We start from the raw sequence: 15,782 nt of genomic DNA on the forward strand, positions 1-15,782 counted from the left end.
CTTTTTTGTATATTTAAAATTTGGTGCAAATGTAGCAATCCTATTCTAAATGTGCTATTTTATCGAGAGCAATTTCTAGTTCTTTTTCGTTGGATAGAATTTTGTATATTTTACCCTCTTTATCCAAAATATAATGCGTAGGAAAAGCGCCTACTCCCATGGTTGTGTACATATAATCTTTCATGTTTGGCACTACCAAATATTGTAACGGCTTTTTTTGCAAAAATATTTTCAATGCTTCTGCACTATCTTCTGCTAGGCTTATAAATACAATATCGTTTCTCGATTTATATTTTTCAGCTAAATTATTTACAGATGGAAATTCTTTTATACAAGAAGCACAGTGAATAAACCAACACTTTAGCACAATAATTTTTCCTTTTAATTGGGCAAAATCTATTGTATTTCCATCAATATCCTTGAATGAAAAATCAGGAAAAGGTAGTATTTCTCTTTTTAGATTTTGAAGAATGTCAAAACTTTGAGCTTCAATGGTAGCTTTTATACTTGTATCGGCTTTTGAGTTTATTACAAATAGTTTATAGGTGAACCCTTTTTCAGATTCAATTTCTACGGGTAGATATTTACCTGTGGTTAGTTCATTTAAAAAATTCTCTTTAGAAATTTCGGTATTATTTACATCTAGAGCCTTAAAATCTAATGAAAGTAGTATGTTGTTAAAATGATAGTTTTTCCAAATAGCATAACTAGATTGTATGTATTCTACATTTACTTTTGGTGTTTGAGAAAAAGTAAGTGTCGAAAATAGTAAGAATAGAAAACAATATTTAACCATAATAGTTCTAAATTTCAAAAATACATTTAATAATGCAAGAATAAAATATATCTTCGTTATTCTATGTAACAAATGTTTCGTCTATGTATTTTGGCCCTCAAAATTATCTTATTCATATTGTTTGCGAAACACTTGCTTTTTTTGTAGGTGTTCAATATTACTATCATTTAAAAAATAAAAATGTAGACATCATTAATTCAAAAAATAGACTTTGGATACTTATTGGTGCCATGTTTGGTGCTTTGATAGGCTCTAGAGTTATTGCTTTATTTGAAATACCTGAAGCATTAAAATATCAAACCTTATCTACAATTTATCAAAATAAAACTGTTGCTGGTGGTTTTATAGGAGGTTTATTTGGTGTAGAATTTATTAAAAAAATTATAGGCGAAAAAAAATCATCTGGAGATATTTATGTATTACCAATTATTGTTGCTCTTTTTATAGGAAGAATAGGTTGCTTTTGTATGGGTGTTGGAGAGCAAACTTATGGTATAGAAACTGATTTTTTTACTGGCATGAATCTTGGAGATGGAAAAATGCGTCATCCTATTGCATTGTATGAAATGCTTTATTTACTACTACTCTATATCTTATTTAAAAAAATACAGTATAAGGATATGGTAAATGGAGATCGATTTAAACTTTTTATGGTATTATATTTTGTATATAGATTTTGTGCAGAATTTATTAAGCCTTATCATTCATTATTTTTACATTTAAGCGTACATCATTGGTGTGCTTTGTTTATTTTTGGTTACTATTATAAGTTTATTTTAAAATTTAATAAAAATGCCTAACAGACCTTATATATATTATGATTATACCAAATCTATTTGTCCAGAATGTTTGGAACTTATAGATGCTAAAATAGTTTTTCAAGATGAAAAAGTATGGATGCTTAAAAACTGTAAAACTCATGGTGATAGTAAAGTAATGCTAGCCGATGATATAGCCTATTACAAACAAATTCGAAATTATAATAAACAATCTGAAATTCCTTTAAAATTTAATACAAAAGTTCATTATGGCTGTCCATACGATTGTGGTTTATGCACAGACCATGAGCAACATTCTTGTTTGTCTATAGTAGAAGTTACCGACAGATGCAATTTAACTTGTCCTACTTGTTATGCTAGTTCTGCACCAAATTATGGTAGACATAAAACATTGGAAGAAATTGAAAAAATGTTTGACGTTATTGTATTAAATGAAGGAGAACCCGATGTGGTACAAATATCTGGAGGTGAACCTACAGTACACCCGCATTTTTTTGAGATTCTTGATATGGCAAAAAAGAAACCTATAAAACATTTAATGCTTAATACCAACGGTATACGTATTGCAAAAGATATTGATTTTGTAGAAAAACTAGCTTCGTATATGCCTGACTTTGAAATTTATTTACAATTTGATAGTTTTAAACCTGACGTTTTAAAAAAATTAAGAGGAGAAGATTTAACTGAAGTTAGAAAAAAAGCTATTGAAAATCTCAATCAATTTAATTTATCTACTACCCTTGTTATAACTTTGCAAAAAGGAGAAAATGATGATGAAATTGGAGCCATTTTAGAATATGCTACACAACAAAAATGTATAAGAGGTGTTACTTTTCAGCCAACTCAAGTAGCAGGTAGGAACTATAATTACAATGATACTACAGATCGAATTACACTTACAGAAGTTCGAAGAAAAATATACGAGCAATATTCAATTTTTACTCCTCAAGACTTAATTCCGGTACCTTGCAATCCTGATGCTCTCTGTATGGCTTATGCTTTAAAAATGGACAACCAAGTTATTCCAATGACACATTTAATTAATCCAGAAGATTTATTAAATAGCACAAAAAATACAATTGTTTATGAAAATGATGACCAATTAAAACAACACCTAATCAATCTATTTAGTACGGGAATTTCTGTAGATTGTGCAGAAGAAGAGTTTAGCTCATTAATGTGTTGCTTACCTCGAGTAAAATCTGACAATTTACATTATGATAATTTGTTTAGAATAATTATAATGAATTTCATGGATGCGCATGACTTTGATGTAAGAGCGGTAAAAAAATCATGCGTTCATATAGTAGATTCTAGATACAAACTCATTCCTTTTGAAACAATGAATTTATTTTATAGAAATAATGAAATAAATCGTATTAGGCAAAAAATAGATTCAAAACAATGATACATATTAATTAAACAATAATAACTATTAGAATATATGAAAGAAATAATATCTATAATTGCTGCATGGGTTGCTTTTATTGCTACCCTATTATTTGTAATTTCTTTTTTTATGGTGTTTTTTGAAAAAACAAGAGAACAAGGGAAAAAATTAATGCTCTATTCTGTAATTGCTTTTATTATTGGATTTAGTACTTGCACTAGTTTGTTTACTTTAAGAATCTGACACTTATCATACAAGTAGTAAAGCTACTATCGTATTTTTGCACTTAAAATTGAGCTTCAATTACCGAAAATAACGAGTTTTATACAGCCTAAAAAAGAAAATCTTTTACTATGAATAGAAAGTTAAAATACTACGAGCTTGTTTGGATAAAACACGATTTACCTGCGGGTCTTACTGTTTTTTTGGTAGCTTTACCTTTATGTTTGGGCATTTCTTTAGCAAGTGGTGCTCCATTATATTCAGGTTTAATGTCGGGTATTATTGGTGGATTATTCGTTTCTGTACTTAGTGGCTCTCAATTGGGCGTTTCAGGTCCTGCTGCAGGATTAACTACTTTGGTATCGGCTTCGATACTTTCATTAGGAAACTTTCAAACTTTTTTATTGGCTGTAATTATTGCGGGGCTTTTTCAATTGCTATTAGGGATTTTAAAAATGGGACTTATTGCTAATTATTTTCCTTCAGCTGTTATTAAAGGAATGTTGGCTTCTATTGGTATTATATTAATATCCAAACAAATACCTATAGCTATAGGATATGACAAACCCGATTTTTGGACTAATGGATTTCTAAATTTATTTTCAAATAATGATGTTTTTGGCAATTTTATTTCATTAAACAAACACATTTCTAGAGCAACAATAATTATTTCGCTACTATCAATAGCAATACTCATAAGTTATTCTCAATCGTGGACAAAAAAAATACGATTGATTCCAGCCCCGTTACTAGTCGTTATACTTGGGATTGTAGCTACTTATATTTTTCAATATTATGATGCTTTAAATTCTTTAAAACCAACACAATTGGTTAAAATTCCAGAAAATATTTTTGGTAATATTGTATTTCCAAATTTTAATTTGTTTTTATCAAATAGTCAAATTTGGAAAGATGGAATACTTATTGGCTTGTTGGCCTCTTTGGAAACCTTGCTTTGTGTAGAAGCTGTAGATAAACTAGATAAACGCAACCGAATAACACCTGTAAATAGAGAGCTTATAGCACAAGGTATTGGTAATATGCTATGCGGATTTTTGGGTGCTATACCTATGACGGCTGTAGTTGTAAGAGGTGCTGCCAATGTTGAAGCGGGCGCTCGAACAAAGTTGGCGTCGTTTACACACGGCTTATTTTTGCTTTTGGCGGTACTGTTTATTCCTATCTTGCTCAATAAAATTCCTTATGCTTCATTGTCGGCAATACTTATTATTACTGGATTTAACTTGGCTAAACCTCGTTTATTTCGCAGTATGTGGTTATTGGGTTGGAAACAATTTTTTCCGTTTATTATTACCATAATTTTTATTCTCGCTACCGATTTGCTTATTGGTGTGCTTATTGGGCTATTGATAGCGCTTTACTTTATTATTCAAAATAATTTTCAGGCAGATTATAAGGTTATTCAAAGTAAACAACACGAAACCGAAGTTTACTATATTAAATTACATGATAATGTTACATTTTTAAACAAAGTAAAATTTAGAACTGTACTTGATAAAATTCCCGAATATAGTATTCTTACCATAGATGGGAACCATTGTAAATTTATAGATCATGATATTCTAGAAGTTATTAGCGAATATGGTGTTAAAGCACATTACAAACATATCGAACTCCGATTACTAGGTATCAACTTAGTACCTCACGCTACTTTGCACTAATTTTTATTCTTATATATTTAACTATTGATTAACAATAATTTTAGCTTCTAGTAAATACATTTGTTTTGTAGTAATCAAAATACCCCATGAAACTTTTTCATTTACTTAATCCTATATTAGTAAGCCTCACTACCGCTACGATATTTACTTCTTGCAAAAGTGATTTTTCGTCGGATAATTATGTGGCTTATTTTGGAGGAGAAGTTTTAAACCCTGTAACAAATTATGTTTTGTTTTGTAAGGGAAACAAAGTTTTGGATACTATTTTTTTAAAGAAAGATAATACCTTTTTTAAAAAATTTGACTCGCTGACCCCTGGCATGTACAACTTTAAGCATGACCCCGAATTTCAATATATTTACTACGATAAAAACGATAGTTTAATGGTTCGGGTAAACACCAACGATTTTGACAATTCTGTTGTTTTTTGTGGCAGAGGAGATCAAAAGAACAATTATTTAATGGAGATGTATTTAAAAAATGAATCAGACAAAGAAAAAATGTTTGATTTATTTGATGCTCCATTTCAAACCTTTAATACTTTTATTGAAAAATCCATTCAAAACAACACCAAATACTACACCAAAAAGAAACAAGAAATAGAATGGAATGATGATTTTGATGTATATGCAAAAGCTGTATTAGAATTTCCTTATTATTCCAAAAAAGAACTATATCCTGTTGTTCATAAAATAAGAACAGGTAAAGACGTAACAAAAGAATTACCAAAAGATTATTACAAGTTTAGAAAAGAAATAAATTTTGATAATAAAAATTTGACCGATTTTATGCCGTATGCTATGTATTTAAACCACATGTTTAATAATATGGCCGAAGTAGATACAAATGGTTTGTCTGAAGCCGATATTTCTTTGAAAACCAATATCAACAAGCTTAAAATAGCCGATACACTTATTAAAAATGTTGCGGCAAAGAATATGGTTTTAAATAATATTGCTTTTCAATATTTGCTTGAAGATCAAAACGTAAAAAACAACCAAAAATTTCTAAAGGTTTACGACCAATTTTCTAATGATATTAAACAAAAAAAAGAAATACTCGAAATAGGAAAATCTATTCAAGCATTAACCTTGGGTAATAAATTGCCAAATGTAGAATTGGTTTCGTCTGATGGCGAATTGGTAAATTCTGATGCTATTATTTCTAAAAAAACAGTTCTATTTTTCTGGACAAGTCGCTTAAACTCTCACATGGAAGGGGCGCATAAAAAAGCATTAGAACTTCAAAAGAAACATCCAGATTATGAATTTATTGCCATAAATTTAGATGAAAACGACAAACTATGGAAAGATGCTTTACAGCATAATAATTTTGGAACAATAAAGCAATTTCATAGCTCAAATTTTGAAGATACAAGAAAAAAATGGGCAATAACTAGAGTACACCGAACTATTATTGTAAATCAGGATAAAACAATTAAAAATGGTTTTACCAATATGTTTGAAGTACATTTTGAAAACGAACTAAAATAAAAAAGCCCTACATGATAGGACTTTTATTTTTACTGATTTCCTTTTGCATAGTCTGCCAAAAATTGTGCTAGACCAATATCGGTAAGTGGATGTTTAAGCAAACCTAATATAGACGACAAAGGCCCTGTCATTACATCGGCTCCTATTTTGGCACAATTTACCACATGCATGGTATGACGTACAGAGGCAGCTAAAATTTGTGTTTCAAAAGCATAATTGTCGTAAATATCTCTAATTTCTTGAATAAGATTTAAACCATCTGTAGATACATCGTCCAATCGACCTAAAAACGGTGAAACATAAGTAGCTCCAGCCTTGGCTGCTAGTAATGCTTGACCTGCCGAAAACACCAATGTTACATTTGTTTTTATTCCTTTGTCTGAGAAATATTTACATGCTTTAATACCGTCTTTTGTCATTGGTATTTTAACTACAATTTGCTCATGCAATTCAGCCAATTCTTCTCCTTCTTTTATCATTCCTTCAAAATCGGTAGCAATAACTTCGGCACTTACATCGCCAGTCACGATAGAACAAATGTCTACATAATGCTTTAAAATATTGTTTTTTCCTGTAATACCTTCTTTTGCCATTAAAGATGGGTTGGTTGTTACTCCATCTAATACTCCCAAAGCTTGAGCTTCTTTGATATCGTTTAAATTGGCTGTGTCAATAAAAAATTTCATACTATATAAATTGCGTTGTGTTTATTAATTCGCTTGCAAAATTACAAATTCAAACCTCAATACCAATGCGTTTTTAAAAATTAAATTTTACAATTTGTAGTGATTCATTAGCATTTTTTCGTACATCTTGTCTGGTAAAACTCTCTTTAAAATAATTGAAAACTTTTGCATAAAAGCACCTACTTTATAGTGAATTTTAGGCTTTTCTGTTTCTATTATTTGATAAATTGCCTTCGCCATTTGCTGCGGATTTCCACCACTATCTACATGGTCATTCATTGTTTTTAATACTTTAGAATATACCTTTTGATAAGCAGATCCTTCTATTACTGGAGCATGGTATCTTCCAGCGGCTATATTGGTAGCAAAATCACCTGGTGCAACATTGGTTATTTGAACGCCAAATTGCTTTGTTTCCATACGGAGAGCTTCTGTTACAAGTTCAAGTGCGCCTTTGCTTGCCGAATAAATTCCTCTGTAGGGCAAGCCCATATAACCTGCAATAGAGGTAATATTTATAATTAACCCTTTGTTTTGGTTTCTCATAGTAGGTAGTACTGCTTTGATGACCTCTATAGGACCAAATAGATTGGTTTGAAAATTGTTAATAATTTCATGTTGTGGTATTTCTTCTATAGGACCCGTAATACCTACACCAGCATTATTTATTAAGATATCTAATCTTTGTTCTTTTTCTACAATATATTGAATTGCTTTTTGTATACTTTCTGTATTTCTAACATCTAATGATACCAACGGAAATATAGAATCTTTGTTTTTTTCAGGATTTCTACTCGTACTGTATACTATAAATTGTTTGTTATGCAAATACTCGCCTATTGCTTTTCCAATTCCTGAAGAACCACCTGTTATAAGTACTACTCTTTTTTCCATAAATCTTGTCCAAATTGCAACATATATTTATTATTATCGTAGATAGCAAACTCGCGCATACCCCAGTCAAAATCGTCCAATTCATACGCTACCTCAACTTTATCTTTAATGGTTTCCCAAAGTTTGGTAACATCATTAGTTTTAATATAAAATGTACCCGAAAAATAGGGAGTTTCAAAAGGTGTGTGCTCATTTGGTCTAGCAATCATAATTTCGCATTGATCTTTATGCACAGCAGCCCAGCCCCAATCTTCATTATAATTGCCACACGTAAAACCGAGTATATCGCAGTAAAAATCTACTGTTTCGTGGAGTTGTCTTGTCCAAATCATTGGAACAATAGGTTGAAAGGTCATGTTATCTAATATTTTGGTAAAGATACTAAAGTATTTGTTGAAGCAAAACTCCATAAAAAAATCTCCATAAAGGAGATTTGTATTCATTAAGTATATAGCAAAAAAAAGTGGCAAGCTCCCTACATCGCACCGCTACAACCGCATACCTTTGCTGTGTTCCCACCCTGGAGGAGTTTGCAGGAGCTGGTCGTGTAGGACTTGCCGTTGCAAATATACATTTTTTTTATGTTTTCACAATATTTTAAGGGCAATATAGATATATTTGTGATGAATTTTTTGATGTTTTAAAAATGAAAAAATATAATTTCCTTACATTCATTTTGTTAGGCTTATCCTTTGTAAGTTGTAATGATAAAAATAATGCAGCAAGCTTCTCAATCAACGAAGAAAAATTGAATGCACAGTACAAAATAGGTGATAAAGTATCTGTAGAAATAAACAATAGTGCCAACGAGTCTTATGATAGTATTGCCGTTTTTTTGAATGAAAAACGTGTATCAGGTAGTAAAAATTTAGTACATACATTTACCATGCCCAATATTAAGTTTGGATATCAAGAGCTTGCAGTAAAAGTGTATAAAGGTAAAGATATAGAAGATATGCTTACTAGGCTAGAAGTAGTTTCGAATATAGAACCCAAAATGCTCGATTATACCATAGTTAATACATACCCACACAGTACAAGTTCATATACACAAGGTTTGGAATTTCACAATGGAATACTGTATGAAGGCACTGGGCAATATGGCGAATCTAAACTATTAAAAACTGATTTTAGAACAGGAAAAAGTACGCAATCATCTGTATTAGATGCTAAATATTTTGGCGAAGGTATTACTATTTTCAATAATAAAATTTACCAACTTACATGGCAAGAACAAACTGGTTTTGTGTACGATTTAGCTACTTTTACTAAAGAGAAAACTTTTTCTTATTTTAAAACTATAGAAGGTTGGGGTTTAACTCACGACAATCAATATCTATACCAAAGTGATGGTTCTGAAACAATCTATAAACTAGATCCAAATACGCTAAAAGAAGTATCAAAGATAAATGTTTACAGTCTTGACACAAAAGTTAAAGAATTAAATGAACTAGAGTGGATAGATGGTAAAATTTGGGCCAATGTGTATCAAAAATCAATTGTAGTTATTATTAATCCAGAAAATGGTGCCGTAGAAGGTATACTAAACTTTGCCGAACTCGAGAAAAAAATTACTCGCTTGCCCGATACAGATGTATTAAATGGTATTGCTTATAATCCTACAACTAAAACCGTTTTTATTACGGGTAAAAAATGGGATAAAATGTTTGAAATAAAACTAAAATAATATTCAAAAGGCGTTTTAAATACGCCTTTTGATATTTTATAGAAGCTCTACTCCTTTGGTATTTACAGACGAAAGATAAACATCAAAAGAAATTTTAGTATTGCTGTATACAATATTCATAGCTTGATTTACTTTATTTGCAGTGTCTTCTCCATAACATAAAGCAAACATAGAAGGCCCTGCGCCCGAAATTCCAAAACCTAAAGCACCTGCATTTTCTACTCCTGTTTTTACCTCGTCAAAATAAGGAATAAGCTGCTTGCGCAAAGGTTCTACAAGTTTGTCTATTAATGAACGTCCTATAAGTTGATAATCACTTGTATACAATCCAGCTATTAAACCCGCTAAATTTCCCGATTGTTCTACCGCATTTTTTAAAGAAACATTTGGAGACAACAACGCTCTTGCATCAGCTGTCTTAATTTCTATATGAGGGTGCAATACTACGGCATACAAACTTTTTGGAGCAGGAATTTCTATTATATCCAAGGGATTATAAGACCTTATTAATGTAAAACCTCCCAACATACAAGGTGCTACATTATCTGCATGTTCACTACCACTCGCCAAAGCTTCTCCTTTTATAGCAAACCCTATCAATTCTTTTTTTGTAAATGGTTTACCGAGTAGTTCGTTTACTCCAAATGCAGCACCAGCAGCACTTGCAGAAGAACTACCAATACCGCTACCTGCTTTAATTTTTTTATAAATTTCTATCTCTATACCAAAACTAGGGTTTATGGCATTGTAAACTGCTTGAGCTGCTACTCCGGCTACATTTAAATGAGTTTCATAAGGAAGATTGGCTCCTTCTATTTTTACAATTTTTATACCTTTTTGATTTGTTTTTCTAAAAATCATTTCATCGCCAATTCCATTTATGCAAACACCAAGAACATCAAACCCGCAATTGAGATTAGCAATAGTAGCTGGGCAAAATACTTTTATTTCTTCCATATACATTAATATTGGTTTCCTACACGTATTACATCTGCAAAAATACCCGATGCGGTAACTTCTGCCCCTGCCCCAGCCCCTTTTATAAGTAATGGTTGATCTTGATATCTATCGGTATAAAACAATACAATATTATCTTTTCCTTCCAAATTATAAAATGGATGATTTTTTGGTATAAATTGAAGTCCTACATTTGCTTTTCCGTTGTCAAAAGTTGCAACAAATTTTATTCGAGATTGGCTTTGATTGGCTTTTTCCAATAAATTTTCGAAGTGATTGTTATGGCTAATTAACGACTTGAAAAAGTCTTCATTAGTGGTAGTATTCATACATTCGGTAGGTAAAAACGAATTATTTTCAATACTTTCCATTTCAAATGGATAACCACTTTCTCTAATAAGAATTAGTATTTTTCGCGCCACATCTACGCCACTTAAATCTATTTTTGGATCGGGTTCGGTATAGCCTTGTACTCCTGCTTCTTTTACTACATCATGAAAACTATAGGTATTGCTAAAATTATTAAAAATAAAGTTTAAACTACCCGAAAGCACAGCTTGTATTTTGTGTACTTTATCTCCAGATGCTATTAAATTTTTTAAAGTATCAATAATAGGCAATCCAGCACCTACATTGGTTTCAAATAAAAACGGAGCATTGTATTTTCTAGATAAATCTTTAAGTTTTTTGTAATGATGATATGCCGAAGAACAAGCAATTTTATTGCAAGTTACCACAGCTATACTCTCTTTTAATAAGATTTCGTACAAAAATGCAACGTCTTGATTGGCAGTAATATCTACAAAAATGCTGTTTCTTAAATTAAGTTGCTGCATTGTATTTACAAACTCTTGCGCATTGGCTGGTTGTCCTTGTTGTAGTAATGTTTTCCATTGTTTTAAGTCTATTCCATTTTCATCAAAAAACATAGTTTTAGAATTGGAAAGCGCAACAACAGTTACATTTAGACGAAGGTTTTGTTTTAAAAAATCTCTTTGATTGTAAATTTGATGTAAAAACTTTTCGCCTACATTTCCAACTCCCATTACAAAAAGATTGAGTTGTTTAATATCATCTTCAAAAAAACATTCGTGTAGTGTATTTAATGCTTTATTGACATCTTTTTCGTTTATTACTACCGATATATTCCTTTCGGAAGCACCTTGCGCAATAGCTCTAATATTGACATTGTTTTTACCCAAAGTACTAAACATTTTACCCGATATACCTTGATGATTTTTCATGTTTTCGCCAACCAAAGCTACAATACACAAATTATTCTCGATAGTGCAAGCATCTATTTTTCCTTGTAAAATCTCCACTTCAAACGCCAAATCTACGGCTTGCTTTGCCTTATTGGCATCACTACTTTGAATACCTACACAAATAGAGTGTTCTGAAGAGGCTTGTGTAATAAAAATTACATTTATATTTTGTTGTGATAATACTTCGAATAAACGTTTTGAAGAGCCTGCTACACCAATCATTCCAGAGCCTTCTAAGGTAAGTAACGATATGGTATCTATATGTGAAATTCCTTTAATAGGATTTGAATGATTATCGTTTGTAGTAGAAATTAATGTACCATGAGCTTGCGGATTAAATGTGTTCTTTATCCAAACAGGTATTTTGGAATGCAATACAGGTTGAATAGTTGGTGGGTATAAAACTTTGGCTCCAAAATGAGAAAGCTCCATGGCTTCTTGATAACTTATTTGTGCAATAGGTTGTGCTTGTTTTACTAGCTTTGGATTTGCCGTGTACATACCATCTACGTCTGTCCATATTTCTAATGCTTTAGCATGAATTGCATTGGCAATAATTGCAGCCGTATAATCTGAACCGCCTCTGCCTAAAGTGGTTGTATCGTTGTTTTTTGAAGCTGCTACAAACCCAGGTACTAAAGTTATTTTGGCTGGGTTTGTATTAAAGTAATTTTGTATGGCTTTATTGGTACTATCAAAATCTACATCGGCTTTGCCAAAATTAGAATTTGTACTAATAAACTGTCTACTATCTTTGTATACTGTTTCGGTTACTGCATTTTTCAGTGCTTGGGCAATAATTTGAGATGAAAGTATTTCGCCATAAGCAGCAATAGCGTCTTTGGAACGAGGAGATAACTCGCCTAACAAAAAACAGCCATCTAATAAAATTTTTAATTGGTCTAATTGCGTTTGTACTCTTGGAAAAAATACATCAAATACTGTTTTTGATAGTAAATCTTGGGCAACTGTATGATGAATTGTTTCAATTTCTTTGTAAATTTCTAGATAATTTTTGCTTTTACAAGATGCTTGTGTTGCCGCTAAAAGCAATTTATCTGTAATGCCACTAAATGCAGAGACTACAACAACTAGTTTATTATTGTTAGATTTTTGAGATACTATTTCAATTGTTTTATTAATATTGATGGCATTTGCCACAGATGTTCCTCCGAACTTAAGTACAATCATTGTTTTGAGTATAAAAAATTAGATTATTTTTTTTAGAAAAAGATAATACACCTTTTTGCTGTATTATGTTTGTTGTGCGTTTTGAAACTGTTTATTTTTTGCTGAACTAGTATATTTTAGAAAAAACAACCGTTAATTTATTACCTGTTTTACAATAGTGAAAAATGGTTGTTTGAAAAAGCTTTTTTTCTTTTTGCATTATATGTTTTTATTCTACATTTTTATTTTTACTTTTTATCTTTATGTTTTGCACTTTTAATATTATGTTTTGCAGATTTGATATTTGAAGTTGCGTATTGAATAACAGACTTTGCGGATGCGTTATTATGTTTTACGGATTTGATAATAGGTTTTTACTATTGAATAATAAAGATTGCGGGTTTGATAATACGTTTTACAGATTAATTTTTATTATTTTACTATTTGTTATTAGGTTTTACTTATGCTTTATTATTTATTTATGATGCGTTATTATTATTTGTTTATGTTTTATTGTAAAAAGCACAAAAAATAATACAAAAGAATGTTAGTTCTTTTGTATTATTGGTTTTTTATTTATTGTCTTTGAATTGAAGTTTTACTATTGCATTATAGTATGGTTTTCCTGCATCTCCTAATGATTTTAAGTAGGCTTTTATATCTTTTATTAATTGTATAACATTTGTTTCGTTTTTGTATAAAATATTGTTTCTGTTTGCTCTTGCGGTAATTAAAGCATTGCCTGCGGAGTTTACGGCTTGGCTTAATGCAACTAGGTTTGAATGTAGGGTTTGTAAACTTGCAATTTGTATTTCTGTTTCGTTTGGTGCATATTCTGGATGTGATGCTAATTGATTGGTATAGGTATCTAAATTGGCAATACGACTGTCGTAACTCATTTGTGAGGTTGAGATACCGTCTGTTTCTGTAGTTTCTGGGTTTACTGATTTTGGTTTTTGGTCGCCACGTATTTTTTTGGCTTGGTTGGCTATGTTTTCTTTATCGGTGGTTGAAATGTCTAATGATTTTGCAAAGTTTGAAGATTTTGTCATTAGTTTTCCTAGAGGAGCAATAGCTACTTCACGAGCTGAAACCGCATTTTTGTAAATTGGTTTCTTATTGTTTAATTCTGTTATTACAGTTTGCAATGAAGTACGGATAGGATTTAGGTTTACTAACTGAATTTTTGCATTTGATGGGTTGTAAAGCGTACCCATTTCTTCTAAAATTTGGTAAGCTGTGCTAAAATTTGCCACATTTTTATTGTGACCTGTTTCTGAATTTGAAGCCATAATGTTTTGATTTATACTGTATATATTTCAAAAATACTAAATTAATTTATTGAAAAAACAAACCCTTTGAAAATTTCAAAGGGTTTGTTTTTATTTTTTTACAAATTTTACAGTTTGGGTTTCTGTTTGGGTTGAAAGTTTAACGAGATAGGTTGCTGATTGTAAATTTGAAATATCTATTTGATATTTGTTTTTGTTTTCATTGGTTGTTTTTATTAGTCTTCCTTGTAAATCAAAAATTTCAATTTTTTGTATTTGTTTTTCAATAGTATCAATAAATAAAAAATCATGTGTTGGGTTTGGATAAACTTTTACTTTGCTATCATTCACATAAAAATCGTTGTTGGATAATGTTGCAAGGTAATTGTAAACATTGGTATCGCAGCCGGAAGACCCAACAGCTACCCAAGGACTAACATCTGTAGCTGAACAAACTGACCTAACAAAAAAAATGTTACATCCTGATAGTGTTAAGTCAGAAAAAGTATATGAGTTACTTATTGCTGTAGTACCAGCAGTCGGCAAAGGTGTACCTACAATAAAATTAGGAATTACTGTTACCTCCCAAGAGGTAGCTGTTCCGTTTTCAGTCCATGTTAAATCAACCGTAGTTGCTGTAAGGGATGATAGAATTAAATTTGAAGGAGCAGGACATTGGGTAAAACCTTTGAAAAAGGTTAATAATACAAATAAGGTTATAATTTTTTTCATAATGCTTATTATTAGAAACTCTTTGTAGAAGGTTTAGCTCTGACAAAGAGTTTGGTTGTGGTATTACTCTTTGATTATTTTTTTATACATTTTTCCACTTTCTGTAAAGATTTCTATAAAATAAATACCTTTTGAAAAATTTTCTAAATTAATTTCGTTAGTGCTTTGTGTTTGTGTTAGAATTACTTTTCCTAAAGAATCGAATACAGTTATTTTATCAATTTTTGAAGTACTTTTTATTTGAACGCTATTTTTTGATGGGTTTGGATAAACTTGTATTGCGCTGTTTTCTAGATTGTGAGTGTTAGTACTTAAAGTAGCTAGATAATTATAAACATTGGTATCGCAGCCGGAAGTTGCAAGAGCTACCCAAGGGCTGACTTCTGTAGCTGAACAACGCGACCTAACAAAAAACACATCACATCCTGTTATTGGAAAATTGGCAAATGTAAATGAATTAGCACTTGATACAGAATAAGAATCGGTTGGTAATGGTGCTCCCACATAAAAATTAGGAACTACTGTAATATCCCAAGCGTTTGCAGTTCCGTTTTCAGTCCAGTTTAATTGAACATCTTGAGAATTAATATAGTTATATGTTAAATTTGAAGGAGTTGGGCATTGGGTAAAACCTTTGAAAAAGGTTAATAATACAAATAAGGTTATAATTTTTTTCATAATGCTTATTATTAAAAACTCTTTGCCAAAGGTTTAGCTCTGACAGAAGATTCGGTTAATTCATTAATTTTTGATTATTT

Annotated in this window: 15 protein-coding genes and 1 other RNA gene; 6 read left to right on the forward strand and 10 right to left on the reverse strand. The window is 30.9% G+C overall.

What is annotated here, in order from left to right; all coding sequences use genetic code 11:
* Positions 1–40 precede the first annotated feature (40 nt).
* Positions 41–796 (reverse strand): TlpA family protein disulfide reductase, encoded by a 756-nt coding sequence (locus tag Q361_RS07075; protein ID WP_103726029.1) that lies wholly within the window; start codon positions 794–796, stop codon positions 41–43.
* A gap of 83 nt (positions 797–879) precedes the next feature.
* On the opposite strand from Q361_RS07075, the gene Q361_RS07080 reads away from it, so the two are divergent.
* From Q361_RS07080 to Q361_RS07100, 5 genes are all read left to right on the forward strand, one after another.
* A complete protein-coding gene (locus Q361_RS07080) occupies positions 880–1,596 on the forward strand; it encodes a prolipoprotein diacylglyceryl transferase family protein (protein WP_103726030.1) in 717 nt (238 codons plus the stop codon).
* Positions 1,589–2,983: a radical SAM protein gene (locus tag Q361_RS07085; protein WP_103726031.1), complete on the forward strand. Its 1,395-nt coding sequence runs from the start codon at positions 1,589–1,591 to the stop codon at positions 2,981–2,983. Before Q361_RS07080 ends, Q361_RS07085 begins: the two co-directional genes overlap by 8 nt.
* A 36-nt stretch (positions 2,984–3,019) precedes the next feature.
* The gene (locus tag Q361_RS07090; protein ID WP_103726032.1) at positions 3,020–3,208 is read left to right on the forward strand and encodes a hypothetical protein; all 189 of its coding nucleotides are present in this window, start codon (positions 3,020–3,022) and stop codon (positions 3,206–3,208) included.
* 110 nt (positions 3,209–3,318) lie between these two features.
* A complete protein-coding gene (locus tag Q361_RS07095; RefSeq protein ID WP_103726033.1) occupies positions 3,319–4,869 on the forward strand; it encodes a SulP family inorganic anion transporter in 1,551 nt (516 codons plus the stop codon).
* Positions 4,870–4,955: 86 nt separating this feature from the next.
* Positions 4,956–6,362 carry a TlpA family protein disulfide reductase gene (locus tag Q361_RS07100; protein WP_103726034.1) on the forward strand — a complete coding sequence of 469 codons (1,407 nt, stop codon included), beginning with the start codon at positions 4,956–4,958 and terminating at the stop codon, positions 6,360–6,362.
* Between the two features lie 29 nt (positions 6,363–6,391).
* On the opposite strand, the gene fsa is transcribed toward Q361_RS07100, so the two are convergent.
* From fsa to ffs, 4 genes are all read right to left on the reverse strand, one after another.
* The gene (gene fsa, locus Q361_RS07105; protein ID WP_103726035.1) at positions 6,392–7,048 is read right to left on the reverse strand and encodes a fructose-6-phosphate aldolase; all 657 of its coding nucleotides are present in this window, start codon (positions 7,046–7,048) and stop codon (positions 6,392–6,394) included.
* 87 nt (positions 7,049–7,135) lie between these two features.
* Positions 7,136–7,942: an SDR family oxidoreductase gene (locus Q361_RS07110; protein ID WP_103726036.1), complete on the reverse strand. Its 807-nt coding sequence runs from the start codon at positions 7,940–7,942 to the stop codon at positions 7,136–7,138.
* The gene (locus tag Q361_RS07115) at positions 7,927–8,385 is read right to left on the reverse strand and encodes a VOC family protein (RefSeq protein WP_245874615.1); all 459 of its coding nucleotides are present in this window, start codon (positions 8,383–8,385) and stop codon (positions 7,927–7,929) included. Before Q361_RS07115 ends, Q361_RS07110 begins: the two co-directional genes overlap by 16 nt.
* Positions 8,386–8,403: 18 nt before the next feature.
* An RNA gene (gene ffs / locus Q361_RS07120) (signal recognition particle sRNA small type) lies at positions 8,404–8,502 on the reverse strand.
* 86 nt (positions 8,503–8,588) lie between these two features.
* Here ffs and Q361_RS07125 point away from each other — a divergent pair.
* Positions 8,589–9,629 (forward strand): glutaminyl-peptide cyclotransferase, encoded by a 1,041-nt coding sequence (locus Q361_RS07125; protein ID WP_103726037.1) that lies wholly within the window; start codon positions 8,589–8,591, stop codon positions 9,627–9,629.
* Positions 9,630–9,665: 36 nt separating this feature from the next.
* Here Q361_RS07125 and Q361_RS07130 read toward each other — a convergent pair whose 3' ends face one another.
* From Q361_RS07130 to Q361_RS07150, 5 genes are all read right to left on the reverse strand, one after another.
* The gene (locus Q361_RS07130) at positions 9,666–10,586 is read right to left on the reverse strand and encodes a homoserine kinase (protein ID WP_103726139.1); all 921 of its coding nucleotides are present in this window, start codon (positions 10,584–10,586) and stop codon (positions 9,666–9,668) included.
* Positions 10,587–10,591: 5 nt separating this feature from the next.
* Positions 10,592–13,042 (reverse strand): bifunctional aspartate kinase/homoserine dehydrogenase I, encoded by a 2,451-nt coding sequence (gene thrA / locus Q361_RS07135; protein ID WP_103726038.1) that lies wholly within the window; start codon positions 13,040–13,042, stop codon positions 10,592–10,594.
* A 551-nt stretch (positions 13,043–13,593) separates the two neighbouring features.
* Entirely contained in the window at positions 13,594–14,313 is a 720-nt protein-coding gene (locus tag Q361_RS07140) for a hypothetical protein (protein WP_103726039.1), read from the reverse strand.
* A 90-nt stretch (positions 14,314–14,403) separates the two neighbouring features.
* Positions 14,404–15,024, reverse strand: coding sequence for a T9SS type A sorting domain-containing protein (locus Q361_RS07145; RefSeq protein ID WP_103726040.1), 621 nt, complete (start codon positions 15,022–15,024; stop codon positions 14,404–14,406).
* 63 nt (positions 15,025–15,087) lie between these two features.
* Complete coding sequence (locus Q361_RS07150; protein ID WP_103726041.1) at positions 15,088–15,702, reverse strand: T9SS type A sorting domain-containing protein; 615 nt, start codon at positions 15,700–15,702, stop codon at positions 15,088–15,090.
* Between the last annotated feature and the right edge of the window lie 80 nt (positions 15,703–15,782).

Origin of the sequence: Flavobacterium croceum DSM 17960, assembly GCF_002917885.1 — a bacterium.
GTDB classification, from domain to species: Bacteria; Bacteroidota; Bacteroidia; order Flavobacteriales; family Flavobacteriaceae; genus Flavobacterium; species Flavobacterium croceum.